General features: G+C 37.9%; 26 protein-coding genes, 2 tRNA genes and 1 pseudogene. 17 read left to right on the top strand and 12 right to left on the bottom strand.

From position 1 onward, the window contains the following. Window positions 1–2: 2 nt before the first annotated feature. Window positions 3–1,004, bottom strand: a complete 1,002-nt coding sequence (gene endA, locus AMET1_RS06425) for a tRNA-intron lyase (RefSeq protein ID WP_086637660.1) — start codon at window positions 1,002–1,004, stop codon at window positions 3–5. A gap of 30 nt (window positions 1,005–1,034) precedes the next feature. Continuing rightward, window positions 1,035–1,202, bottom strand: a pseudogene (locus AMET1_RS06420) (V4R domain-containing protein); the annotation flags it as partial. A gap of 356 nt (window positions 1,203–1,558) precedes the next feature. On the opposite strand from AMET1_RS06420, the gene AMET1_RS06415 reads away from it, so the two are divergent. The 9 genes from AMET1_RS06415 to AMET1_RS06380 all read left to right on the top strand — a co-directional run bounded on the left by AMET1_RS06415 (window position 1,559) and on the right by AMET1_RS06380 (window position 7,808). After that, the gene (locus tag AMET1_RS06415; protein WP_086637658.1) at window positions 1,559–2,542 is read left to right on the top strand and encodes a zinc metalloprotease HtpX; all 984 of its coding nucleotides are present in this window, start codon (window positions 1,559–1,561) and stop codon (window positions 2,540–2,542) included. Window positions 2,543–2,637: 95 nt separating this feature from the next. Next, window positions 2,638–3,045 carry a thioredoxin gene (trxA, locus tag AMET1_RS06410; RefSeq protein ID WP_086637657.1) on the top strand — a complete coding sequence of 136 codons (408 nt, stop codon included), beginning with the start codon at window positions 2,638–2,640 and terminating at the stop codon, window positions 3,043–3,045. A gap of 270 nt (window positions 3,046–3,315) precedes the next feature. Next, window positions 3,316–4,554 (top strand): 3-isopropylmalate dehydratase large subunit, encoded by a 1,239-nt coding sequence (locus AMET1_RS06405; protein WP_086637656.1) that lies wholly within the window; start codon window positions 3,316–3,318, stop codon window positions 4,552–4,554. Then, window positions 4,554–5,027, top strand: coding sequence for a 3-isopropylmalate dehydratase small subunit (locus AMET1_RS08005; RefSeq protein WP_201721303.1), 474 nt, complete (start codon window positions 4,554–4,556; stop codon window positions 5,025–5,027). The genes AMET1_RS06405 and AMET1_RS08005 overlap by 1 nt, the downstream gene beginning before the upstream one ends. Beyond that, window positions 5,028–6,149: an isocitrate/isopropylmalate dehydrogenase family protein gene (locus AMET1_RS06400; RefSeq protein WP_201721302.1), complete on the top strand. Its 1,122-nt coding sequence runs from the start codon at window positions 5,028–5,030 to the stop codon at window positions 6,147–6,149. It begins immediately after the preceding gene. Continuing rightward, entirely contained in the window at window positions 6,142–6,354 is a 213-nt protein-coding gene (locus AMET1_RS06395; RefSeq protein ID WP_086637655.1) for a hypothetical protein, read from the top strand. Before AMET1_RS06400 ends, AMET1_RS06395 begins: the two co-directional genes overlap by 8 nt. Before the next feature lie 72 nt (window positions 6,355–6,426). Then, window positions 6,427–6,499, top strand: a tRNA-Arg gene (locus AMET1_RS06390). Between the two features lie 111 nt (window positions 6,500–6,610). Further along, window positions 6,611–6,683: transfer RNA gene (locus AMET1_RS06385), tRNA-Asn, on the top strand. Between the two features lie 288 nt (window positions 6,684–6,971). Then, on the top strand, window positions 6,972–7,808 hold the full coding sequence (locus tag AMET1_RS06380; RefSeq protein ID WP_143406877.1) for a rhomboid family intramembrane serine protease: 837 nt from the start codon (window positions 6,972–6,974) through the stop codon (window positions 7,806–7,808). A gap of 639 nt (window positions 7,809–8,447) precedes the next feature. On the opposite strand, the gene moaA is transcribed toward AMET1_RS06380, so the two are convergent. From moaA to guaA, 7 genes are all read right to left on the bottom strand, one after another. Then, window positions 8,448–9,341 (bottom strand): GTP 3',8-cyclase MoaA, encoded by an 894-nt coding sequence (gene moaA, locus AMET1_RS06370; RefSeq protein WP_086637652.1) that lies wholly within the window; start codon window positions 9,339–9,341, stop codon window positions 8,448–8,450. A 98-nt stretch (window positions 9,342–9,439) separates the two neighbouring features. Then, on the bottom strand, window positions 9,440–9,802 hold the full coding sequence (locus AMET1_RS06365) for a hypothetical protein (protein WP_086637651.1): 363 nt from the start codon (window positions 9,800–9,802) through the stop codon (window positions 9,440–9,442). Between the two features lie 2 nt (window positions 9,803–9,804). After that, window positions 9,805–10,398: a CDP-alcohol phosphatidyltransferase family protein gene (locus AMET1_RS06360; protein WP_086637650.1), complete on the bottom strand. Its 594-nt coding sequence runs from the start codon at window positions 10,396–10,398 to the stop codon at window positions 9,805–9,807. A gap of 19 nt (window positions 10,399–10,417) precedes the next feature. After that, a complete protein-coding gene (locus tag AMET1_RS06355) occupies window positions 10,418–10,936 on the bottom strand; it encodes an adenylate kinase family protein (RefSeq protein ID WP_086637649.1) in 519 nt (172 codons plus the stop codon). Between the two features lie 4 nt (window positions 10,937–10,940). Continuing rightward, window positions 10,941–12,008, bottom strand: coding sequence for a histidinol-phosphate transaminase (hisC, locus tag AMET1_RS06350; protein WP_236629474.1), 1,068 nt, complete (start codon window positions 12,006–12,008; stop codon window positions 10,941–10,943). Window position 12,009: 1 nt separating this feature from the next. After that, entirely contained in the window at window positions 12,010–13,164 is a 1,155-nt protein-coding gene (locus AMET1_RS06345; protein WP_086637647.1) for an acetylornithine transaminase, read from the bottom strand. 25 nt (window positions 13,165–13,189) lie between these two features. Beyond that, on the bottom strand, window positions 13,190–14,101 hold the full coding sequence (guaA, locus tag AMET1_RS06340; RefSeq protein ID WP_086637646.1) for a glutamine-hydrolyzing GMP synthase: 912 nt from the start codon (window positions 14,099–14,101) through the stop codon (window positions 13,190–13,192). Window positions 14,102–14,668: 567 nt separating this feature from the next. On the opposite strand from guaA, the gene AMET1_RS06335 reads away from it, so the two are divergent. Then, window positions 14,669–16,903 carry a DEAD/DEAH box helicase gene (locus AMET1_RS06335; protein ID WP_201721301.1) on the top strand — a complete coding sequence of 745 codons (2,235 nt, stop codon included), beginning with the start codon at window positions 14,669–14,671 and terminating at the stop codon, window positions 16,901–16,903. 276 nt (window positions 16,904–17,179) lie between these two features. Next, the gene (locus tag AMET1_RS06330) at window positions 17,180–17,650 is read left to right on the top strand and encodes a type IV pilin N-terminal domain-containing protein (RefSeq protein WP_143406876.1); all 471 of its coding nucleotides are present in this window, start codon (window positions 17,180–17,182) and stop codon (window positions 17,648–17,650) included. A gap of 42 nt (window positions 17,651–17,692) precedes the next feature. Here the strand turns inward: AMET1_RS06330 and AMET1_RS06325 are convergent, their stop codons facing one another. Further along, window positions 17,693–17,974 carry an ArsR/SmtB family transcription factor gene (locus AMET1_RS06325; protein ID WP_086637645.1) on the bottom strand — a complete coding sequence of 94 codons (282 nt, stop codon included), beginning with the start codon at window positions 17,972–17,974 and terminating at the stop codon, window positions 17,693–17,695. A gap of 58 nt (window positions 17,975–18,032) precedes the next feature. On the opposite strand from AMET1_RS06325, the gene AMET1_RS06320 reads away from it, so the two are divergent. Continuing rightward, complete coding sequence (locus AMET1_RS06320) at window positions 18,033–18,308, top strand: amphi-Trp domain-containing protein (protein WP_086637644.1); 276 nt, start codon at window positions 18,033–18,035, stop codon at window positions 18,306–18,308. 159 nt (window positions 18,309–18,467) lie between these two features. Here AMET1_RS06320 and AMET1_RS06315 read toward each other — a convergent pair whose 3' ends face one another. After that, complete coding sequence (locus AMET1_RS06315) at window positions 18,468–18,815, bottom strand: CGGC domain-containing protein (protein WP_086637643.1); 348 nt, start codon at window positions 18,813–18,815, stop codon at window positions 18,468–18,470. 276 nt (window positions 18,816–19,091) lie between these two features. On the opposite strand from AMET1_RS06315, the gene leuS reads away from it, so the two are divergent. The 3 genes from leuS to AMET1_RS06300 all read left to right on the top strand — a co-directional run bounded on the left by leuS (window position 19,092) and on the right by AMET1_RS06300 (window position 23,715). After that, a complete protein-coding gene (gene leuS, locus AMET1_RS06310; protein ID WP_086637642.1) occupies window positions 19,092–21,902 on the top strand; it encodes a leucine--tRNA ligase in 2,811 nt (936 codons plus the stop codon). Between the two features lie 88 nt (window positions 21,903–21,990). Then, the gene (mgtE, locus tag AMET1_RS06305; protein WP_086637641.1) at window positions 21,991–23,058 is read left to right on the top strand and encodes a magnesium transporter; all 1,068 of its coding nucleotides are present in this window, start codon (window positions 21,991–21,993) and stop codon (window positions 23,056–23,058) included. 135 nt (window positions 23,059–23,193) lie between these two features. After that, the gene (locus AMET1_RS06300) at window positions 23,194–23,715 is read left to right on the top strand and encodes a small multi-drug export protein (RefSeq protein ID WP_086637640.1); all 522 of its coding nucleotides are present in this window, start codon (window positions 23,194–23,196) and stop codon (window positions 23,713–23,715) included. A gap of 634 nt (window positions 23,716–24,349) precedes the next feature. On the opposite strand, the gene AMET1_RS06290 is transcribed toward AMET1_RS06300, so the two are convergent. Beyond that, window positions 24,350–24,631, bottom strand: a complete 282-nt coding sequence (locus AMET1_RS06290) for a helix-turn-helix domain-containing protein (protein ID WP_086637638.1) — start codon at window positions 24,629–24,631, stop codon at window positions 24,350–24,352. 670 nt (window positions 24,632–25,301) lie between these two features. On the opposite strand from AMET1_RS06290, the gene AMET1_RS08070 reads away from it, so the two are divergent. Both AMET1_RS08070 and AMET1_RS06285 read left to right on the top strand, forming a co-directional pair. Next, on the top strand, window positions 25,302–25,469 hold the full coding sequence (locus AMET1_RS08070) for a hypothetical protein (protein ID WP_236629449.1): 168 nt from the start codon (window positions 25,302–25,304) through the stop codon (window positions 25,467–25,469). A gap of 254 nt (window positions 25,470–25,723) precedes the next feature. Next, complete coding sequence (locus tag AMET1_RS06285) at window positions 25,724–26,218, top strand: hypothetical protein (protein WP_143406875.1); 495 nt, start codon at window positions 25,724–25,726, stop codon at window positions 26,216–26,218. Window position 26,219: the final 1 nt, after the last annotated feature.

Here is a 26,219-nt window from a genome sequence, read left to right as displayed (position 1 = left end):
TTTTAGAGTTTGATTCTTTCTATTTCTATGTAGTTGATTTTTCGGTCGACTACTGCGAATAGTATTTTTTTTCTTACGTTTTGTGTTAGTCTTACTGTTCCTGATAGTTCTGGTGGGTGTAGTTCTGTTTTTTTGTCTGTTGTGTGTACTAGGTATTCGGCGTGGCTTAGGTTGTTTGGGTTTTTATATTTTTTGTATACTCGGTAGTCTGTTCCGAATTTGAATCCTGTTTTTGGTATTAGGCCTCTTTCCCTAAGGTCTTTGTATACTTGGTATTTTTTGGTGAATCTTTTGGGGTCGGCTGTTTTTTGTTTGATTTTTTTGTTGTTTGTTTTGAGTTTGAGGTGTTTTTTGTCTTTTAGGTATTGGGTTTCTGTTAGTGATAGTTGGTATATGTTTCCTGAGAATGGTTTTCCGTAGAAGTATTTGTTGTATAGTTTTTCTCCGTTTTTCCATAGTAGTGTTCTTTCTTCGAGTAGTGTTCCTCTTGCTTGTGTGTTTTTTATTTGTTTGGCTGTTCCTTTTGGGTTGGTTTTTTTGGTTTGGTAGTATGTTATGTCGCCTTCTCCGTCTACTAGGGCGAGTAGTGTTTTTTTTCTTAGGTTTTCTGATTTTTTGGTTCTTTTGAGTATCCAGTTTATGTTTATTTTGTCTTTCTCTGAGTAGATGTGTACTAGGTATTTGAATTGGTGTTTGTCTGGTTTTTTCCCCCTGTCGTATAGGAATAGGTCTGCGGATTCTCCGCCTTGTTTCATGAATAGGCCTCTTTCTCTGAGGTCTCTGTATACTATGAATTTTAGTTCGAATCTTGGTGTGTGTTTGCTGGCTGTTTCGATTAGTTTTTCTTTGTTTAGTTTTAGTTTGTTTTTTTCTGTTAGGTATGCTGCTTCTATGTGGTTGAGTAGTAGGGTGTTGTTTGTTATTTTTCCGTAATAGCTTTCTTGTAGGTCTTTGATTTTGTTTTGGTTTTGGATTTGTACTCCGTTTTCGTTTATTTCCGGCATGTTTAGTTTGAATTGTTGTTTGTTGTTATTTTAGTTGTTGTTTTTTTGTTGTTTTATTTTGAATTTGCAGTGTTTGTGTCCTAGGCCGTGGCATTCTGTTTCTTTTATTTTTATGTTTTGTTGGGTTTTTGTGTTGATTATTCCTTCTATGATTCCTTCGTCTAGGGAGCATAGTGGTCTGCCTACATTTGGCATATCGCTGGGAGTCGAAGCATTCTTTTACTGTGATTGTGTTGTTTTGTATTTGTATTTGGCCGAGTTGGTGTTTTTAGGTTTTGATTAGGTTTATTTTCTGCAGTTCTTGTAGGCGGATGGGTATTGTTGATTTTTTTGGTTATTTGGGTTTCTGTTATTGGTTTGTTTTATAGGATTTTGAGCATCCAAACGACATAGAAACATCATAAATAAAAAAATACCGAAACTCGGCCTATAACACAACAAAATAAATATAAACGTAGTGAATTGAATCGCATGCTACTTACTCCCCTCCAATTCCTCTATTTTTTTATCGATAATGCGAAAGAGATAATTATTTATAGGAACAATAGGATTCGATGTTTTCAAACTTAAAGCTAAAAGCATCGATGATGGCTTCTTTAGGAGCTATTATTGGAGCCACAACACTGGCATTAGCAATCGTATTAATGTTCGCTGACGCACCAATACTACTATCAGTATTACTAGTGGTTCCGTTCTTCCTACTACAATGGCTTTTTGCTCCAACAATAGTGGAGAAAGCATACAAGGTTGAAGAAGCAGATCCACAGCAATACAGACAGTACCATGAATCGGTTGAAAGAATAGCTAGGCAGTCAGGGATAGATAAACCACACGTCATGATCGCTGACATGGACCTACCTAACGCATTCGCCTACGGAAATTTCCGTAGTGGCGACAAAGTTGCTATAACAACTGGATTGCTAAAAAGACTTGAATGGGAAGAAGTTGAAGCCGTAATAGCTCACGAAATCGGACACCTAAAACACAACGACTCAACATACATGATGGTTCTATCAATACTACCAGCACTATTCCTAGTTCTAGGTAGGATGTTATTTTACTCATCACTTTTCGGGTCACAAAACGACAGCAAACCAATGATACTCATCGCTGTAGCCTCAATGGTCTTCTACCTAATACTACAGATATGCATAATGTACTTCAGCAGACTCAGAGAATACTATGCAGACCGTCATTCAGCAAACGTAGTTAGAAACGGCGATCAAAAACTAGCAAGCGGCCTAATGAAAATAAGCAATGGAATCGACAGCATCAAAAAACAAGACTCACAGAGATCTAGATCTAGATCTAGAAATCCAAGAGCACAAGGTATGTCAGGAATGATGGGTGGCGCAAGCCCAATGGCACTCTCAATGAAACCATTATTGATAGCAGACCCCGACGTCACAGGAAATCTAGCAGACAGAAGACAGATAACAGAATACGCAGAACAAGACCTATCACTACGAGAAAAACTAATGGAACTGTTCTCAACACACCCAAACATCAAAAAAAGACTCAGAGCACTCAAACTCTAAAAAAACATCCAACATTTTTTTTCAACCCCCATAATTAGATGTCATTAGATGCGAAACCTTTTTTGTGTTGGTAAAGTTGATATTTAACAGTGAATATGAACCGAGATAAAGATCTTGACAAGATTAGAAAAAAGAAAATAAAAAAACTTAAAGAGAAACTGGAGAAAGAAAACATGAACGAAGGTAAACCTATAGAAGTTACAGACGAAAACTTCGAAGAAGTAGTTAGCAAAAACGAAATGGTCATAATCGACGCCTGGGCAGAATGGTGCAACCCATGCAAAAAACTAGAGCCAGTTATAGAAGAACTCGCAGAAGAATACCAAGACGAAATCATCTTCGGAAAACTAAACGTCGATGAAAACGGCGGAGTCGCAAGAAAATACGGAATAATGTCTATACCAACCCTACTGTTCTTCGAAGACGGAGAACTAGTAAACAGAACAGTCGGAGCCCTACCAAAACAACAACTACAAAGCGTCATAGAAAAAGTAACAGCCTAAACCAAAACCCCAAACCCAATAAAACAAATAAAATAGATAAAATAAAATAAAGGTACCCACAGCTGTGGCTGGAACTATGTGGGTATATTAATTATATTTAGGTTAAAACCTAAATCAGAATGTTTACATTGGAAACACTAATTCTCTAAAAACATCCATAAAAAATAACCAGAGCTAAGGCCATTTAAAAAAGACATAAAAAACTGTCATGTATACAAAGAAGCATAAGAAACAGCATGACAAAATAACGATTCAATAGGTGTAACCTAAATGCCAAAAACAATTGTAGAAAAAATACTATCTAAATCCAGTGGAAAAGACCTAAAGGCTGGAGATTATGCCTTTGCAGATATAGACCTAGCAATGGCAAACGACATAACAGCACCACTAGCCGTAGAAGGTTTCCAACAAATAGCAGACAAAGTCTGGGACCCAAATAAAATATATATCCCACTAGACCATCAAGCACCAGCAGACTCAATAAACGCCGCAGAAAACCATAAAAAATTGAGGGAGTTTGCTAGGGAGCAGGGTATTAAGTTGTATGATGTTGGTGAAGGTGTTTGCCACCAACTAATGTTGGAGAACCATGTGGAGCCAGGGCAGTTGGTTATAGGAGCCGACAGCCACACCTGCACCTACGGTGCAGTAGGAGCGTTCGCAACAGGAGTAGGATCAACAGACATGGCAGCAGCATTCGCAACAGGAAAACTATGGTTCAAAGTACCACAAACAATCAAAATAAACCTAACAGGACAAACAAAACAAAACGTAAGCGCAAAAGACATAATCCTAAAACTATGCAAAAAAATAGAAGCAGACGGAGCACTCTACAAAGCCCTAGAAATCACAGGACCAACAACAAAAAACCTAACAATCCCATCAAGAGCAACACTAACCAACATGGCAATAGAAATGGGAGCAAAAACAGCAATAATACAACCAGACAAAAAAACAGAAGAATACACCGGAGTTGAAGCACCGGAATGGCTATATTCCGATCCTGATGCAGATTACGTACAGGAAATCGAATTAGACGTTTCCTCTTTGGAGCCGCAGATAGCTGTTCCCCACCAGGTCGACAACGTCCACGATATAACAGAGGTTGAAGGCACCAAAATCGATCAGGTGTTTATCGGTTCTTGTACTAATGGACGTCTTGAAGATTTAGAGGCTGCAGCCAAGGTAGTTAAAGGACGTAGTTTTTCTGAAGATGTTCGTGTTATAGTGGTTCCTGCAAGTAGAGATGTATACAACAAAGCTGAAGAAAAAGGATTTTTAAAAACATTGTTTGAAGCCGGCGCTGTTGTTGAAGCACCATGCTGTGGCCCGTGTATGGGTGGTAGTTTTGGTTTGCTTGCCGGTGGTGAAGTCGGGTTAGCTACTTCTAACCGTAATTTCCGTGGAAGAGAGGGTTCACCTGACGCTGAAGTATATCTTAGTTCACCGGAAGTTGCTGCTGAAAGCGGTATACAAGGAAAGATAGCTAAACCAAGAGGTGATTTTTAATGAGTAGAGCTTGGAAGTTTGGAGACGATATAAGTACAGACGCAATAATACCGGGTAGATACTTAACTATGAACACACCGGAAGAACTCGCAGAATATGTATTTGAAAGTGAAAGAAACGAGTTTGCAAGTGAGGTTGAAAAAGGTGACATAATCGTTGCCGGTGAGAACTTTGGTTGTGGAAGCAGTCGTGAACACGCACCACTAGCTATAAAAGGAGCTGGTGTTGACACAGTTATAGCTAAAAGCTTCGCTAGAATCTTCTTCAGAAACTCCATAAACCTAGGTTTGATGGTTGCTATCTCAGATGAAGCTGACAAGATAGAAGATGGAGACGAAATAGAGATAAAAGACAACAAAATCGTGAACAAAACCAAAAACGAGTCATACAACATAGAAAAAGCCCCTAGCTTCATAGAAAACATAGTTCAGCACAATGGATTGTTAAAATACGTAGAGAAGGAGATGCTATAAATGCATGAAATACCTGTATTACCTGGAGACGGAATAGGCCCCGAAATAATAGATGAAGGAAAAAAAGTAATTGAAGCCGCAGCAGACGTACACAACTTCAACATCAAATGGAAAGAATATCCATACGGCGCAGACCACTACTTAGAGACAGGGGAAACAATCCCTGAACACGCCCTTAAAGAACTCTCCAAATACGACGCAATATACCTAGGTGGGTTAGGAGACCCTAGAGTAGAACCAGGAGTGCTTGAAAAAGGAATACTACTAAAACTAAGGTTTTATTTCGACCAATACGTAAATTTAAGACCAATAAAACTATTACCAGGAGCAGACTGTCCATTAAAAAACCCTGGAGACATAGATTTCGTAGTATTAAGAGAGAACACCGAAGACTTCTACGTAGGTGTTGGCGGCAGAGCTGAAAAAGGCAAATCACAGAAAACACTTGAAATAGAAAGAGAACTCTACAACCTCAAATTCGACCTCGACATCGAAAGCGATTCAGAAGAAATCGCATACCAACTCGGAGTTATAACCCAAGAAGGAGCTGAAAGAATAATCGAATACGCATTCGATTACGCAGAAAAAACAAACCGAGAAAGAGTTACAGGCGTAGACAAAGCAAACGTACTATCCGACATATATGGATTCTGGAGAGAAATACTAGAAGAAACAAGCAGCAAATACCCAGACATAGAACACGAATACAACTACGTCGACGCAGCAACAATGTGGTTCGTTAAAAACCCAGAATGGTACCAAGTAGTCGTCACACCCAACATGTTCGGAGACATAATAACCGATTTAGGAGCAATGATACAAGGAGGCCTCGGACTAGCACCAGGCGGAAACATAAATCCAAACGGAACAAGCATGTTCGAACCAATACACGGAACAGCTCCAAAACACGCAGGTAAAAACAAAGTAAACCCAATAGCAACAATCTGGTCCGGAGCACTAATGCTAAGACACATAAACGAAGACAAAGCCGCAGACACAATAATAAAAGCAATATCAGAAACCGTAGAAAACGGAAAAACACTCACCTACGACATGGGTGGAAACGCAGGAACAGACGAAGTCGGAACAGAGATAGCTCGGAGGATACACGAAAATGGATAAAAAAGAAATAAAAAACAAAATCAACAAAATATGCCGATCGAACGACGGAATAAAAATAATGAAAAAACCAGAAAACATCGAAGAAGAAGTACTAAACGCAATACTCTCACACGGAGACAAAGAAACAGAAGAACTAACAGAACAAGAAATAGAAGACACAATAAAACAAATCACCCAGAAAAACAAACAAAACAAAAAAGAATAAAACAAAACCAACCACACAAGACACCACACCGAAAACCATAAAACAATATCGGTACTAAACATACAGAGACATGTCCCGATGGGGTAGTGGACTATCCTTATGGCCTGCGGAGCCGTGAACCCGGGTTCAAATCCCGGTCGGGACACTCAACCAACCCCAACCAACAAAAAAACTCCATAAGGTTTTTAATCTAGAAACGATAAGTAAGGTCTGTCCAAAACGGACACCTCTAAAAACATCACTTCTTACTTCAAATGCCGCCATAGCTCAGTTGGTAGAGCGCCACGCTGTTAACGTGGTGGCCACCGGTTCGAGTCCGGTTGGCGGCGCTTTAACTCCCCCCACTTTTTCCCCAACCAACAAAAAACACAACAACCCAAATACTCTATACCACAGTTCTAATTGAATAAAACCTAAAAAATATTGGTTTATATTAAAAAAACAAGTTAAAACTTGTTTTCACGTTATAAGAAGCAAAAGATACAAGTTTATTCCAGAAGGATTTTTCCTGAAAGACAATACCTTAAATTTAAGAGATTAAAGACGAGTTGTGTTGAGTTGGGTTTTTATATGTTGAGTTGGTTTGGTGTGTTTGTTGGTTGATTGGTTATTGGAGGTTGGTTAGTATATCGACTAGATGTTCTGAATGTGATGAGATTGAATACATGCCTTATACATGTAAGTTCTGTGGGCAGGAGTTTTGTGCTGAACACAGGCTTCCTGAAAACCATTCATGTCCTGGTTTATCTGATTATAAGGCTAAGTTGAGGAGTCAAGGGAAGATAATGGATCCAAAGAACGGTAGTGTGGGTTCAGAACCTAGTTTGGTTGATAAATATCTTCCATTTTTATCATATTTTAAGGGAAATGTTGCTTTACTTTTACTTGGCTTGATTTTCATAGCTTATGTAGTTCAAATTGTATTGAGAGGTATAGATCCTTTGTTGGAGGTTTCAGTTTTCTTTTTAGGCCCTGATTTTGTTGAAAGACCTTGGTCGATTTTATCAAGTATGTTTGCTCATGGTAATGAGTTCCATCTATTTGTCAATGCCATCGTATTGTTTTTCTTTGGACCTGAGTTAGAGAGACGTGTTGGTAGTAGGCGTTTGATCGAGGTATACTTAGTAGCAGGTATTGTTGGTGGCTTGGCTCACGTTTTATTTATGGATAGTTATGTGGTTGGTGCGAGTGGAGCGATTTTTGGTGTTTTCGGGGCTTTAACGATGTTGGCGCCGAATATGCGTATCTTCTTGGTTGTTATTCCAATGAAGTTGTGGGTTGCAACCGTGATTTTTGTAGTGCTTAATGTAGCTATGATTGGTCAAGGCCCGATAGCCAGTTTAGCACATCTAGGTGGCCTTGGAATAGGTCTGTTGTATGGATTGTTATTTAAGAATGACGGTGATCAGAAACCTAAATCAGATCTATTAAGAGGCGGTCGGAAGAGGTATTAACTTTAATTGTTTTGATTTTTTACATGTAAACTGTGGTTGGTTTACAGGGTTGTTGCAACTATCAGTTTTATATCGATTATTAGAAGGAATATTACTATCGTTTTTATAAATTTTTGTTTTGTTTGTTTTTCTGACTATTTTTTTTCCTGCGGTTTTTAATCCTAAATATGATGTTGGTAAGATCAATAGTCCGATTAGCATTGGTGTTGGTAGAATAGCACCACTAATTATGTATGTTGTTATCCTTGCAGTATCGAGTACTATGCTGATATCTCCTGTTGTTGCTATGTATATTGACTTAGGTAGGTAGTGGACATTTAGGAAGGCCCTCTAACTACGCCTCCGGTTCCGAATATTCCTGCTAAGGTTCCATAGAGTGTTCCTCAGACTATCGGTGTTGCCTTATTTTTTGGTAAACTGAAGCTATGATTGTAAAAAAATAGGGTACATAAAAAAAACTAATATAAACCCTACAATTGGGGTAATATTGTCAATGGTAGTTCCAACACTAATCTAGCTGTTATATATGTGGCTATGATTCCTGGTGCTCCAAAAAGTAGTATTAAAGGATAGTATTAAAGGCCATTCTATTCCTTCTTGAAATCAGGTTATCAATCCTATTTTTGTGTTTTTTGTGGTTTAGAAGTAGGGTTCTCTTTGGTTAATTGCTTTTAGTAATGCTTTTTCCATGTCTTTTTTGAATGGGATGTGGTTGTCTTCTCGCATGAGGCATGGTTTAAATTCTCCACAGCTTGTGACTCTTAGTCTGGTGCAGTTTTCACAGAACTCTGTGTTGTGCATCGGTCGGACAACTTCGATTTCAGCATTATCTATGTAGTATTTTTTTCTATGGTGCATTCTGCGTGTTTCGATTTGGTCTGCTTGGTTTTTTAGTTGTTTTTCAATTGGATCTATGTTGTAGTGATATTGGCTGTAGTTTTCTTGGTCTTGAAGTGTGTTTGTGTCGTGATACTCTATGAACTGTAATATGATGTCTTTGTTTTTGGCGTAGTTTATGAACTCTTTGATTTCGTTTGTATTTAAGGTGTTCAGTAATACTGTGTTTATTTTAACTGGATACAAATCTGATTGTTCTGCAGCATCGATTCCTTTTAAAGCTTTTTTTAGGTTGCCTCCACCGGTGAGGTCTCTGTATGTTGATGGGTTTAAGGAATCTAGGCTTATGTTCACGCGGTTTAAACCGGCTTTATATAGTTCATCTATCTTTTGGGGTAGTAGAATTGCGTTTGTTGTTAAAGATAGGTCTTTTAAGTAGGGAGAGATTTTCTTTATTATTGTTGTTAGGTCTGGTCGTAGTAAGGGTTCGCCTCCTGAAAGCTTCACCTTTTCAATCCCATATTTATTTCCTAATTTAACTGCTTCTACAATCTGTTGCTGTGTAATCTGGCTGCATCTATCTCCATTTTCACCTTCGTTATGACAGTAGATGCAGTCTAAATTACATGCCTGTGTTAGAGAAAACCTCAAGTTTGTTATTTCACGGCCATACCTATCTTCAATGGAACAAGCCATATAGACATAATTATCTTTGGTTTGATAAAAAAACAACTGTAAAAAAAATATTCTGTATGCAGGTTAGGTATTTTATAACTTTATATTTAGGTTTGTTTTTAGGTTATTTTGAGTATTGTTTTTATTCCGATATATGTTGAGTATCCTATTCCTATGAACATGATTGATGTCATTAGGTAGTATGCTGGTATTACCCATTGGTATGGTGGTGGTGTTAGTGGTAGTAGTAATCCTATTAATGAGACTGTTGCGGTTGGGATTATCAGTATGTATCCGGCTAGTGCTGGGGAGAGTTTTTGTTTTATCAGTGTTGTTGTTCCGAGTATTATAACGATTGTTCCGATGAGTAATGTCCAGGGTTCTCCTTGTCCAACTGTGTTGTTTATTGTTTGGTATCCGATGTTGGCAAGACCTGCTGTTATAACACCTATGGAGAACTTGTTGGTTTGTTTTTTATTCATTTTTATTTTATATTGGTTTTTATTTGGATTGCTCTCTGGATTATTGTTATTATTCCTAGTGTTATGAATATGATTAATAGCCATCCTAGTATTGTGTATCTATTTATGTTGGTGGGGTATATTGCTGTGAGGTATGTGGCTAGTATTATTAGTACGAGTCTGTTTGCTCTTCCTAGTAGGCCTGAGTATACTCTTCCGGCTCCTACGGCTTGGGCTTGCGTTCCTAGGTAGCTTGTCATTAGTACTGTTGTTATTGCGATTATTCCAAGTTCTGTTGGGGCGTAGGGTGATAGTGTGATTCCGGTGAGTATTAGTATGTCGGCGTATCGGTCTATTATGTGGTCGACGAAATCGCCTTTTCGGTTTGTGGTTCCTAGTGTTCTTGCTAGTTCTCCGTCTAGTAGGTCGAGTATTGAGTTTATTAGTACGAGTGTCCCGGCTAGTATTAGGTTTCCAAGTATGTATGCGATTGCGGAGAGTATTGCTGCTATTAGTGATGTTATTGAGAGTTGGTCGGGTGTGATGTTTTTTTGTGCTAGTTTTTTTGTTATTGGTTGGGTTGTTTGACTGGCTAGTGGTCTTAGTCTGTTTAGCATTGTAGAGAGCCTCTTATATTTATAGTTGGATGTCGTTTTCTTCGTTTAGTTCGTTGATCCAATCTATTTTTCCAGTGTTTTCTTCTGGTTGTTTTTCTATGGTTTCTTGGATTTTTTCAGCGACTTGTTTTGGGTTTAGGTTTGTTGTATCGATTTCGTTTATTGGTTTCTGGGTTTGCATTGCTTCTAGGAGTATTACGTCGACGGTTTCGGCCATGACGTTTTCGTTGATTTTTTGTTCGTTGAAGTTTTTTTGTTTAAGTCTTTTTCGGAGTTGTGTTGGGTGGCATCTTAATATTATTATTCGGTCTACGTCTAGTTGGTGTGAGAAATGGCTTTCGAAAACTCCTTTTTCTGGGATTGTTTGTTCTATTTTCTGTAGGTCTATTATGTAGCTGTCTCTTTTTTTGTCTTTCTCTGTGTAGAGTTGTTTGTTTTTGACCAGTTCGTTGAGGTGTGTTACGCTGTATTTTTTGGGTAGTTTTTTTGTGGCTGTTGTTTTTCCGGTTCCTGGTGTTCCGGTTATTGCTATCTTCATTTTTTCACTTTTTTGTTATTTTTTTTATTGCTTGGATTGTTTTGGTGTTTTCTCTGGGTTTTCCTACTGTTATCCGTATGTTTGTGTCTTTACATCCTGGGATTGGTGTGCAGTCCCTGACTATAATGCCTTTTTGCATTAGTTTTTCTGTCAGTTTGGTTGCTTTGTGGGGTGATGCATCGATGAAGATGTAGTTTCCTTGGGAGGGGTATGTTTTTAATGGTATTTCTTTTTGTAGTCTTTTTCTTTCTCTACGGGTTTTTTGTATTGTTTTTTCTAGGTGTTTTTTGTCGTTTAAGGCTGCTATAGCTGCTTCTATTGATGGTATTGCGAGTGGGAATGGTGGTGAAACTGCTTTGTATTTCTTGGTTATCTGTGGGGTTGTTAATGCGTATCCAATTCTCAATCCAGCTAGTCCGTATGCTTTTGAGAATGTTCTTAGTACAACCAGGTTGTCGTGTTTTTTTATTAGTTGTGCGTGTGTTTGGTCTGCGAACTCTACGTAGGCTTCATCGAGAACTACGAGGATGTCTTTTTCCAATATTTGTTTTAGTTTTTCTCTGTCGATGGTGTTTCCTGTTGGGTTGTTTGGACTGCATAGGAAAATGATTTTTGTCTTTGAATCGATTTTTTCAGTTATATTTTCAGGTATGTTATAGTTTTGATCTCTCTCTATGTGTTTTGGTTCGGCTTTATAGATTTTTGTTAGTAATGTGTAATATGAGAATGTGGGTGTTGGGATTAGGACTTGGTCTCCCGGCTCTATGTACATCTTCATTAGGCTTTCCATTATTCCATCCGAACCGGTGCCTAGAACGACGTTATCGATATCAAGTTTTGTTTTAGATGCTATCTCGTTTCGTATTCGGTCTGCATCTTTCGGTGATGGGTATCGGTATACTCTGTCGGCATTTTCTTTTATGGCTTGTATCGATTTAGGGGGTGGGCCGTAAGAGTTTTCGTTTGATGCGAGTGAGACGATTTCAGTGGGATTTAAATTGTATTTCTCTGCGATTTCGTCTTTGGTTTTACCTCGTTGGTATTCATCTATCTCTCTGGCTATTTTGTTCATTTCAACCAATTAGAGATACCACCTTATCGATTTCTTTTTTTGTAACTGTTAATGGAGGTACAAAACGTATTACGTCATCGCTGACTTTATTTAATAAGACGTTTTGTTCTAGGGCGTTGTCAACTATTTCTTGGGCTTTACCATCTGTTTCAAACCCTATCATCAATCCTTTACCTCTAACCTCATATACCCAACTGTTTTCCTCTCCTATTTTTTTCAGTTGGTTTCTCATGTAACTGCCTAGCTCTCTGGAGCGTTCAACCAACCCTTCCTGCTCTATGGTTTTTATTGTAGCTAGAGCTGATGTACAAGCGATTGGGTTTCCACCGAATGTTGAGGCGTGGTCTCCGGGAGTGAAGGCTTCTGCAACCTCTTTTCTAGCAACCAATGCCCCTACTGGAAATCCACCACCTAGAGATTTGGCAAGTGAAATTATGTCGGGCTCAACATCGTAGTGTTGGTATCCAAACCACCTACCTGTCCGACCCATACCGGTCTGTACTTCATCGAAAATCAATAGCGTTCCAGTGTCGTCACATACCTCTCGCACAGCTTCTATATATCCCTCTGGAGGTACATTCACACCTCCTTCTCCTTGTATAGGCTCCAATATCACCGCAGCTGTTTCCCCAGAAACCCGGTTCTTCAGTTCCTCAATATCTCCATACTTCACAAAAGAGAATCCTGGCACCAATGGTTTGAACGGACCTCTATACCGATTTTTCCATGTAGCGCTTAAAGAACCAAGTGAACGGCCATGGAAAGAACCTTCTGCAGCTATTATCTCATTATTTTCAGTCGCCCTTCTAGCCAGTTTTATAGCGGCTTCATTCGCTTCTGTACCACTATTACCGAAAAAAACTTTATCTCCAAACGATAGTTCAGATATCTTCTCTGCAAGTTTTGCCTGACTCTCAATGTGATAGAGGTTGGAGCAATGAATCAACTTACCAGCTTGCTCCCTAACTGCCTCGACAACATTTGGATGGCAATGGCCAACAGAGTTAACAGCTATCCCTGCAACGAAATCAAGATATTCATTGCCCTCAGAATCCCATACACGTGTTCCCTCACCACGCTCCAACAATAAAGGCAATCTATTATAAACATTGATTAGGTGTTTCTCACCTAACATAGAAATCTCTTCATAACTCATTTATATCACTCAGAAAAACGATCAGTTATTCATATTCAATGGTGCCTGGAGGCTTATCGGTAACATCATATACAACCCTGCTAACACTTGATATCTCACTTGTTATTCTCTGACCCATCTTCTTTAAGCTCTCCATAGGTATGTTCATAGCGCGTGCAGTCATTCCATCACGTGATTCAACGGACCGGATAGATATAATCCATCCATGCACTCTTTTGTCACCTTTAACTCCTGTTCCACGTGAAAGTAAAGCTGCAAAAGCCTGCCATGGTTCATACTTCATTATCTCTTCCTCCACTATCGCGTTAGCTTCACGTACAACATCTAGTTTCTCCCTAGTAATCTCCCCAATAACCCGTACTCCAAGACCCGGTCCTGGAAACGGCATTCTCTCTGTAATATCTTCAGGTAGGTCAAGAGCACGTCCAACCTCCCGAACCTCATCTTTATACAAATCACTAACCGGCTCGACAATACTTTTAAACTCAATACGCTCAGGAAGTCCACCAACGTTGTGATGGCTCTTAATCCCACCATCGCTCTCTATCTTATCTGGATAGATGGTTCCTTGAATAAGATAATCTATATCAAGCTCCCTAGCAACCTCCTCGAAAATACGTATAAACTCCCGGCCAACAACATGCCTTTTCTCTTCAGGATCAACAACACCTTCTAACTCACCCAAAAACCTATCTCTAGCCTCAACAACCCTTAAATTCATGTGACTGAAGGTCTTCTTTATCTGATCAACCTCACCCTTCCGCATCAAACCAGTGTCAACAAAAACAGGATGTAGGTTTTCCCCAATAGCCCTATACGCAAGTTCAGCGCAAACAGAACTATCAACACCACCAGATAAAGCAATCATTGCATCTCCATCAATCTCACCATCGATATCACTAACCGCTTCCTCAATAAACTTTTCAACTTCAACCATACAAACACCATTCAAATTATCAATACTAAGCTAAATAACAAATAAACATAACTGCTAACAACAAACATTAAACTCAATACCTATTAACTGGTTTCCAAAACACACCCCAAAAACACAAAAAACCAACCATCTTACCAACAACAGAAAACCTCATCTACTTTAAAATCCATGGAGTTTCAGAGAAGTTTGATATCTTACTACCCTTATTTTTCCACGGTTTTATCAATAACCCACTACTCTCCAGTTATCATATCGGTTAATAGGGCATATTTGGCTTTCAATATATGTTGGCTTTGTTCAAACCATTGTTTATAAGAACAATATTTAAATCAGATAGGTTTTTTAAGTTTCTTGCCAGTATGTTTTCCGGGTGTTTGATTAGACCTATTGTATGTATGTATGAATTATATTTTTATTTGGTTCACTAGTTGGGTTTGCTGTCTTTTTTTATTTTGTATTGTATTTGTGTTTTAGTTTTTTTATTGGTGTTTTTTTGTTGGTTTTGTAAATTGATTTAATGTTGGTTTAAGGTTAATATGGAGTGGTTTTTGTTAGGTGTTTTTTTGTATGGTTTGTGATAATATGTTGGGGGTGGAGGGGGTTTTAGATGGTCTTGAAGAGGAGGATTGGTATGATGGGCAGATAGCTCATAGGGAGGTTTTGCCTGAGGAGGACGCTGTTTATGGTGAGGTTGAGTTGCACCCTAAAATAAGGGATTATTTGGGTGAGAATGATATTAGGTTGTATAGTCATCAGGCAAGAGCGGTTCGTAGTGTGAAGGATGGGGATGACGTTATAATTACTACTCCAACGGCTTCTGGTAAAACTTTGGTTTTCAATATACCTGTTTTTGAGGAGCTGCTTAGGGATCCGGAGGCTAGGGCTCTTTATATCTATCCTACTAAAGCGCTTTCTAATGACCAGCTTACTACTTTGAAAGAGATGGATAGTTTTTTGGGTAGTGGTGGGTGGCCGGGTGTTTATGATGGGGATACACCGAGGGATAGGAAAGTGAGAATTAGGAACCGTTCTAAGATTATTTTGACGAATCCTTATGGGTTGCATTATTATCTACCTTGGCATGAAAAATGGAGTACCGTTTTTCAAAATCTAAAGTTTATTGTGTTGGATGAGGTTCACAACTATCGGGGTGTTTTTGGTTCAAATGTAAGCCATCTATTACATCGTTTGTTAAGGCTTTCCAAGAAATATGGGTCTGATCCGCAGATAATAATGTCGAGTGCTACAATTGCAAATCCCCAAGAGCTATCTAAAAAACTTACTGGCCGTAAATTTACTAAGATAACTGATGATGGTTCTGAATCTGGTGAAAAGCATTTTATTTTTTGGGATACGAAGGAAAATCCTGATTATTCGCCTCATATGCAGGCAAGTGCTTTATTGAGATATCTAGTTCAACAAGACCTTCAGACATTATGTTTTACAGTGTCTAGGAGGATTGCTGAGTTGGTTAGTCGTTGGGCAGGTAAGGATGACGTTATAAAAGCGTATAGGGCGGGTTATCTACCTAAAGAACGTAGGAAAATAGAAAAACAACTAAAAAACGGTAGTATAAAAGGTGTGGCTTCAACGAACGCTTTAGAGCTTGGAATCGACATTGGTAATCTTGATTCGGTAATAATCTCAGGATATCCTGGAACGATAACCTCAACATGGCAACAAGCAGGTAGGGCTGGGAGAAATAAGAGGGAATCATTGGTGTTCTTGATGGGTTTTGAAAACCCGTTGGACCAATACTTCATGAGGCATCCAGAAAAACTGTTCGACAAACCACATGAACACGCGATAATCGACACCGAAAACCCGAAGATAGTTATGGGGCATCTAGCTTGTGCAGCACATGAACTCCCAATCAGGAGCGAAGAATTCAAAGAGAAACACAAAAAACAACTCCAATACCTAACAGAAAAAGGGCTTCTAAAAAAAGTTGGAACCGACTATTACTACACACCAAACAACCAACCACACCAAAAGGTGAGGTTGAACAACATCTCCGGTGAGATATACGAAATAAAATATAAAAACCGGGTTTTAGAAACAATGGACACATGGCAAGCTTACAGAGAAGCACATCAGGGAGCCGTTTTATTACATCAAGGAGACTCCTACATCGTTGAAGAGTTTTCCAACAAAAAAAGAGAGATAAAGGTTGAGAAAAGAGATGTCGAACATTATACCGAACCAATATCAACAACAGAGATACAGATAAATGAAACAAGAGAAACACAAAAAAACAATGTTATAAAACACGGTGGAGTAAGAGTCTCAGAACACTATACAGCATACAGAACAAAAAACGGAGATGAAGTACTCGGAATACACCCCCTCGAACTCCCACCAATAGAGTTCGACACAGAGGGAATGTGGATCGAAATACCAAACCAACTGATAAAACAAAACGAAAAACAAGGATACGACCCTGAAGGGTCTTTACACGCAGTTGAACACGCAATGATATCAATGACTCCCTACCACGCCATGTGTGATCGATGGGACATAGGAGGCGTATCATCACTAAAACACAGAAACACCGACCAACCAACAATATTCATATACGACGCATACCAAGGTGGAATCGGAATAACCAAAAAATGCTACCAAATAATAAACAAACTAACCAACACAACCCACGAATTGATAAACGACTGCAACTGCCAACAAGGCTGTCCCTCCTGCATATACTCACCAAAATGCGGAAACAACAACAACCCACTCGACAAACACGGCGCGAAAAACATACTAAATAATCTAAAAAAAGAATTAAACAAAAAACAAAAATAACCAAAAAACAAAAATTGTTTGTTTCTGTCTTTCTGTCAGCTCTCTATATTTTACGAATTTTTGGTTCTGGTTTTTGGTTGTTTATATATCGTATTTATAGTTTTATCTGTTTTGAATCAACCGTTTTTAAAGTTGTTAAATTGGATAAAAAACTTTATATATTGTCTATTAGTTATCATAGAGATTAAAGGGCTTTATAGTTATATAAAGGATTTTAAAAACTTTATATCTCGTATAAATAGCTATAGAGTTGTTTTATATGGAGTTGAATGTTTTTTGAAAGAAATTGGTTTAACGGATTTCGTGAGTGAGGAATCGGGTGTTAGTCCAGTAATAGGCGTGATAATGATGGTTTCTATAGTGGTGTTGCTTGCAGCAGTAATAGCAGCTTTCACTTTTGGAGTTATAAACCTACCAGCAGTCACACCAACCGCCAGCATATCGATCGAACAAGCCGAGATAAATGATGAAGGCATACAGATTACTTTGCTGCATGAGTCAGGTGAAACATTATACCCAGAAAAAACCAGTCTGGTTGTAACCAACTTGAATACAAGTCAAACAGATACGAAAAACCTTAATCAATCTATGAACAGCGATACTTGGTCCACAGGTGAACGAATAACAACCAATATAGACATAGGTAATTCCGAGGACGCTGTCTATCCTGAAGATGAGATCGAGGTAAGAGTCGTTGATTTAGAATCTGGAGGTACAGTTGGAATATCAACCTCCCCGATATCTTAAATCAACCAAATAACTATCTCAACCTCCCCCTTTTTTTATTTTTTAGTTTTGATTTTGGTTTTGTAGTGCTAGTAGTTGGAATGTTCCTTCTGGGGGTGGTGTTACTTTTAGTTTGATTTCTGTGTTTAGTTTGTAGTATTTTTTTCTTCCTTTTTTGTAGCTTGTTATTATGTTTGTGTTTTCTAGTGTGTCTAGGTGGTGTTTGGTGTTTTTTCCGTCCATTTTTAGTTTTTTCATTATTTGTGATACGTATTGGTCTTCGTTGCTTAGTAGTTTGAGTATTTGTAGTCTTTTTTTGGATGCGAGTATATCCAACAACATCATGTGTATTTTTACAAAGAAATTATATATATTTATCCTGTGTTTTTTTATATGATCAAAAATGAAAATGGATAAAAAAGACGAAGGACCAAAACGAGTAATCCAAGGAAGATTCCAAGAAGAATTCTACATGACAAGAAAAGAAACAGCAGAATTCCTAAGAAACCTAGCAGACGAAATAGAAAAAAGCAACGAAATAAAAATAACCACCCAAGACTGGGAACTACCATTCAAAATAAGAGAAGACGTCGAAGTAGAAATCGAACTAGAAGAAAACGAACTAGAAATAGAAATAGAATTCGAAAAACACAAAGACAAAAAACTCCAAGTAGAATAAAAAAACAAAACCACAAAAAACAGAAAATACCTCAACACACCCAGCAACACAAACCAAAGAACAACACCCTACCCTACCCTAACCAACCCCACTTTTATTTTTTTCTTCTACATTTACCTTTGTGACGATTTTTGTTTCAGTTTATTGTTATATTTTATTTTAGTGATGAGTTCCCCTTTCAACTTTTATATTCATCGACTCTATCATCCTTTCGATTTCATCGACTGCTGGACAGCTTATATAATCTTGTTCTTCGTCATATAGCATGCAGGAGCTTAGATGGATGACGTCTGGAGCTCGATCCTTGCTCTGAAGTTTCTTAACCAACCGCTTTATCCTACGGCCTGGACAGCCACCACAGGTGAAGAAACCAACTAGCTCTGCATCACCAATTTCCTCGAACTTAACTCTCCGGTCGTTGAAAGCCGTTAAACATCCATAGCCGGCACAAGCCTCAGATATACGTTCACACCTAACAATGGCTACCTTGGTTACATCGTCACTCAAAAACAAAACCCCCCATAACAAAAAAATTAAGACTTAAATTCATTTTAACCAGTACTCCAAAGACCAACTACATCACTAACTACATTACTACTATGTTTTGTGAAGAAAAACTTTTCCATAAGTAGTCAAATTTTTACTGTATAAACCCATTTGATAAGAGGAGAGGCAGAGAAAGATAACTTATAGTTAAAATTTAAAATAATTGTACTAAATCCACACCATACTCTGTCTCTAACAGTAAGTTAATCTAAATTAATATGTGGGGAATTGGTTTTTATGGTTGAAGAATACATTCCGGCTGAAATTGAAGAGAAATGGATGCAGAGATGGCGAGAAGAAGGTGTTTTTGAAGCAGATCCTTCATCTAGAGATTCATATTATGTTAATGTTGCATATCCCTATCCAAGTGGGTCAATGCATGTTGGGCACGGCAGAACATATACCTTGCCCGATATAATAGCCAGGTATAAACGAATGGATGGGTACAACGTCCTTTTTCCAATGGCTTGGCACGTTACTGGAACGCCTGTCATAGGGATCTCACGTAGGATAGCTGATGGTGATGAAGATACCACCAAACTATATAGAGACTTGTACGGGGTTCCTGAACAAACGCTCCAGTCGTTTACAGATCCTGAAGAGATAGTTAACTACTTCAGCCAGGAATATCAGAAAGTTATGAGCCGGATGGGATATTCCATAGACTGGAGACGTCAATTCCGAACCGTTGACAGTGAATATAAATCATTTATCAAATGGCAGTTCGAATCACTCCGAGAACTCGGTTTAATCAAAAAAGGAACACACCCAGTTAAATACTGTCCCCACGACAAAAACGCCCTTGGAGATCACGACCTACTTGAAGGCGAAGAAGCAAAGATAGACGAATTCACATTAATAAAATTCAAACTAAAAACAGGCGAAATACTACCCTGCGCCACACTAAGGCCGGAAACTATTTTTGGAGTAACAAACCTCTGGATCAAACCCGACGCAGAATACCTAAAAATAAAAGTAGGAAAAGAAACCTGGATAGTGAGCGAAATAGCTGCAGAAAAACTCAAAGCACAAAACAAAGACATAAAAAAACTTGAAAAACTAAAAGGAACAGAAATCATAGGTAAAAAAGCAAAACATCCCTACCCAGGCATAGTGGAAATACTTCCAGCAGACTTCCTCGACCCCAACATGGCCAGCGGAGTGGTAATGTCAGTTCCAGCACACGCACCATACGACCTAGCCGCATTAAAACAACTAAAAGAAAAACCAACAAACATAAAACCAATAACAGTAATCGAAACAGACAGATACAAAGGGGAGATACCGGCAGAAAAAATACTAGAAGAATACAACATTGAAAGCCAGACAGACCCAAAACTGGAGAAAGCAACAGAAGACCTATATGGAATAGAACATGCAAAAGGCCGTATATCCAGCCAACTCGGAGAATATGGAGGAATGGGGGTAAAAAAAGGAAGAGAAGCAATAAAAAAAGACATGATAGAACTAGGGATAGCCACAAAAATGTACGAATTCAACGAAAGACCAGTAATCTGTCGTTGTGGAGAACACGCAGTCGTCAAAATAGTAGAAGACCAATGGTTCATAGACTACAGCAACCAAGAATGGAAAACAAAAACAAAACAAGCAATCAAAAACTCCAACCTAATCCCAAAAGAAATAGAAAAAGACTTCATACACACAATAAACTGGCTAGAAGAATGGGCTGGAACACGTAGAGTCGGATTAGGAACAAAACTACCCTGGGACCAAGAATGGATAATAGAGCCATTAAGCGACTCAACCCTATACATGGCATACTACACAATAGCAAACCACATAAAAAACCGAGAAATCGATACATCCCTCTTCGACTACATCTTCCTAGGAAAAGGAACACCAAACGAAATCGCCAAAAAATCAGAACTCACCACCGATGAAATCGAAGAAATGAAAAAAGAATTCGAATACTGGTATCCATACAACTACCGTTTCTCAGCAAAAGACCTGATACCAAACCACCTAACCTTCCAGATATTCCACCACACAGCACTATTACCACAAAACCTATGGCCAAAAGGAATGTCAGTATGCGGAATGGGACTACTAGAAGGCAAAAAAATGTCATCATCAAAAGGAAACGTAGTCCTACTAAACGAAGCAATAGACAAATACGGAGCAGATACAGTAAGATTCTTCCTATCAGCCAGCGCAGAACCATGGCAAGACTTCGATTGGAGAGAAAACGCAGTAAAATCCACACACAAAAACCTAAAATCATTCTGGAGAAAAACAAACCAATACCTAAACTACAAAATAAACAAACCCACCGAACAAAAACCAATAGACCAATGGCTAGAAAGCCGATTCAACAAAACAATCAAAAAAACACGAGAATCACTAGAACAACACCAAACACGAAAAGCCCTACAAACAGCATTCTACAAATTCAAAAAAGACATAGACTGGTACAACAAAAGAACAAACACAAACCGCACAGCCGCTAAAAAAACACTCAAAAACATAGCAACAGACTGGATAAAACTACTAGCACCATTCATACCCTACATGACACAAGAACTCTACTCAAAAACAAACAAAGGAGAAATAACACAACAAAAATACCCAACACCAGACAAAACCAAAATAAACAACCAACTAGAACAAGAAGAAAAACTCATAAAACAAACCAGAAAAGACATAAAAGAAATAATAGAAGTAACAGGCACAAAACCAAACAAAATAAACATCTACACAGCCAGCAAATGGAAATGGAAAGTATACAACAAAGCCAAAAAAATGAAAACACAAAACCAAGGCCAAATAATGAGCGAACTAATGCAAAACCAAGAACTCAGACAAAAAGGAAACAAAGTAAAAAAACTCCTAAACAAAATCACAACAGAAATCAAGAAAAACAACACAGACAACACACAAATAAACGAAAAACAAGTACTCCAAAGAGCCAAAAACTACTTAAAACAAGAATTCGAAACAAAAATAACAATACAAAAAGAAGAAAACACAGAAAACACAGAAAAAGCCAAAAACGCACGACCACACAGACCAGCAATATACATAGAATAAAACAACAACCAACCCCAACACAAACACAAAAACAACACAAACAACACACAAACAAAAATAAAAACAAAAATAAAAAAATAGAAGTCCCATGATATCTCCAATCGAAAAGGACTACGAAGAGCCAACAGATGCAGCCGACTACGACATATCCGTCGGCGAAGTAATGACCCAAGAATACGTACATGTAACAGAAGGTACATCGGTTGGAGAGGCAATAAAAAAATTCCGAGACTATACACCAGAAGATCCAGAAAAAAGCACAATCTACTACACATATGTTGTAGATGACGAAAAACATCTAAAAGGAGTTTGTTCACTCCGAAAAATGCTGAACACGTCACCAGAAAAACCAATATCAGAGATCATGGAAACAGAACTCCTATCATTCCACGTCGACGCAGATGCAGAAGAAGCAGCAGTCGACGTATCAGAAATCCATTTCCCCGCAGTACCAGTAACAGATAACGAAGGCCGATTAATAGGAATAGTAAGATCAGAACGCCTAATAGAAGTCGTACAAGAAACAGTAACAGAAGACCTACTAAAACTACAGGGAATGGACCTACCAGAAACAACAGACTTCACAGAGATAGAAACAAAAAGAAGCACACTAATGCTCGACGCACCAATACACAAAATCCTACGAATAAGAATACCATGGCTAGTAGTAGCACTAATAGGCGGATTCCTAGCAGGAGGAGTAATCGGAATATTCGAAGAAACACTAGAAACAGTAGTACTACTAGCAATATTCATACCCGTAATAATGGACATGGGAGGAAACGTAGGAACACAATCCTCAACAATATTCGTAAGAGGAGTAGTACTCGGCCACATCGACAAAACCAACGTCTGGAAAAGAGTAATAAAAGAAGCAATAACAGGCCTACTAATAGGCATACTAATAGGCGGAATAGCAGCATTAGGCGCATACCTATGGATGCAGAGAACCGACCTCGCAATCGTAGTATTCGGATCAATGATAGGGACAAGCATAGTAGCCGCCCTAGTAGGATTCGTAATACCCTGGATACTATACCTAGCCGGACAAGACCCCGCAGCAGCATCCAACCCACTAATAACAACAATAAAAGACGTAAGCGGACTCCTAATATACTTCGGACTAGCCAGCCTACTAATGGCAGAACTACTCTAAACAACACTAAACAAACAAAAACAAACATAAAACTAAATCTCAAATGGACCTAACCCACCTAACACCAAAAATAAGTTTGTCACATACCCCATACCTAACAAATTAAATATATAAACAAAAAGCTAGTTCGAACCAATGCTAAATCCAGAGATATTGTTAAACCCAATACTCATAGACACCACCGAAATAATAACCCAAAGCTATGGTGCATGGCAATACATACTAATCTTTATACTAGCAGCAACACCCTGGATTGAAATACTCATAGTCGTCCCAGCAGGAATAATAGCAGGACTAAACCCATACCTTGTAGCAATAACAGCAAGCCTAGGAAACATCATCCCCATATACATCATAATATACGGCTACAACAAACTAGAAAACTGGTGGAAAAAAAACATCCATACAAACCAACAAGAAAAAACAAAAAAATTCAAAAAACAGAGAAAAAAAGCAATAAAATACTGGGAAAAATACGGCATCCTAGGACTCGCAATCATCTCACCAGCACTAATAGGAATCCACCTAGCAACCATAGTAGCACTAACCATAGGCTCCAACAAAAACAAACTCGCATTATACATGACCCTCAGCATAATAGGCTGGACAACAATACTAACAATAACAACAATACAAGGAATAACACACTTAACCTAACCTAAACTAAACTAAACTAAATTGGTTTAATGTTTTTTTAGGGTTTATTTAAATTGTAGATGGCTTATCAAAAAAAACCTCTTAAACTCCAGCATTATCAAAAATACAATTAAAAATCTAAATCGAGTATATACCTAAAACTTCAAGAACCTGTATAAATCAGGTAATGCCATTGTGACATACTCCCCCACCCTGAAGGACAGGGCTTCCAGAGAAGGTTGTTGGTCCAGCCAACCTTATTCTCTGTGGTGTTGCCACAACACCACTACTCTCCACCCCCAATTTGGTTTCAAGCATACCTATACCTGCCTTTTTTAGTCCATACTTGTTGTTTTGTGGACACGTTTTGACCAAGCAATAGTCTACTACTATTTAGACATACTTTCTCTTTGGCCATTATATCTATCGGGCTGCATCCCCTCCCTAAAGGAAGAGGGGTCTTAGCCCTGTTTTAAGATGATAAACAACCTTAAAAACCATATCATGAGCTTTAAACAATACAAAACATCTATAGGCCCCAATTAATTATTCCAAACTCTATCAAAGAAGTAAAAAAAGAGAATTTAAAAAATATCTTTAACTCTAAACATGTAAACAAAAATATGAATATAGATGTGTGTCATCTCCCATTTAGTTATAGTGCTTTCAACATCTGTAATCCTTCATCTGTTAAGGCATATAACCTGCCTTTCCGGCAATCCGGGTTTAGGCATTCAACTAGGTTTCTTCCCTTTAAATTTGAGAGTGTGCGGCTCACATGACTCATTCTATATTCATTCTCTTCTGCCAGCTCTTTAGGTGTTTTAGGACCCGCCTCCAAGGCTTTCAATATATTTTGACGGTACTTACTGGCCTTTATCCATCCAAGCTTGTTATAATTCATTTTATTACTTTCTTTGTTTTTAGATTCAGACATCTAAACCAACTTACCATCTTCAAACATTTTCTTCAAAAAAGTTTTCTAATTGAGGTCTAAATCGTTACTTAGTTATACACTCATAAGTTACAATAATGTAGGAACCTTCGTCGTGGTGTTTTATTTTCTATAACATATAAAAATAGTGCTACCTTATTTACCAACTAACTATAACTTAAATCCAGCTATCCAAATCTATACTAAAAAACTTCAAACCACATCAAAAAACCAGCTAGTTAAGTTCAACCATATTTAAATACACATTGGTACTTTGTTGTATTTAAATGTAACTAAAAAAACAACCTATAGACAAATACATAGATATTTATTCATCAACAGACCCGGCGAGATTATAACGCTTTGGAGACCGCATACCTACTACCCAGTCTCATAAAAACTTAAATACCAAAAATAAATCCATACAAGTTTGTAACAATTATTATAATACACATATTAGCTAAACATCATTATAAATCTTATAAAAACAACTAAAAAAATGTGATCTAGACACAAAAAAACAACAAGACGAAGCCCAACAGAAAAAACCTCTAAAAAAACCAAATAAACCCTTACAACACAACACAACACAACACAACACAACACAATAATAAAAAACCTATTTGCAATAAAGACTGGGAAAAAAATTAAATCGCATAAAAAACAAGGATCGATGCAAACCACAAGAACAATACAAAAACCAATAAAAAAACCATATAGATTGTTGTTATCCAACAAACTCCTATCCCCACCGAAATCAATTCACAAAGACAGCTCATACATATCCGGATTCAAACAATTAAGACAACCGATGGCCACACCACCCAGACTACCTACATAACCTAAACAAACCCACTCTATAAAAAACTCAATACAAAAATAAGACACATCTCCAGTATCCTTAAGAAAATAGGTTTCAAGGCCTACTCCATTGATAAAAAAAACTTTTTTTGTATATAATGTTTCATTTAGTTTGAATAGAGAACATAATGTATTTAAAGAGTGGTATAGAGATTATTATATAGAGTTTCAGGTGGATTAAACAATAAATTCTTATGTTCAGTCGTTTTCTACCTGTAACTGGAATTGGTTTAAATGTCGGAATATATTGATGAAAAAGAAAGTGAGGTCTGGGGTGTGTTACCGGTGGAGATGAAAGGTTTAATTTTAAGCAAGCCATATACAATGGTTTTCACCCAGGACAAGACTGTTTTCGCCCGAACAACCTCAAAAATAATGCACAAACATGCAAAAAAAGCCAGAGAAAAAACTGAGAATAGTGGTGGAGGAAGACTAGAAAAAATAAAAAACCAGATGGGCGCCCACCTATCACATCACCAAAAATACCTAGACATGACAATCCAAGAAATAATAAACGAACACAAAAAGAACTTCATGATAAACAACCAGACAATCAAAAAAATCAAAGTAAGAAAAAGAACAATCGACCAACAAGGATTCCCAGAAACAGAAGTAAGAATATTAATAAAAACACCAGGAAAAAAAATCAAACTAAGAGTAAACAAACAGATAAACAACAAAGAAGCAATGCAAACACTAAAAAAAGCCTACGGACCCAAAATAAAATAAA

Source organism: Methanonatronarchaeum thermophilum, from assembly GCF_002153915.1.
Taxonomy (GTDB): domain Archaea; phylum Halobacteriota; class Methanonatronarchaeia; order Methanonatronarchaeales; family Methanonatronarchaeaceae; genus Methanonatronarchaeum; species Methanonatronarchaeum thermophilum.
This window is presented reverse-complemented; position numbering and strand designations above follow the sequence as displayed.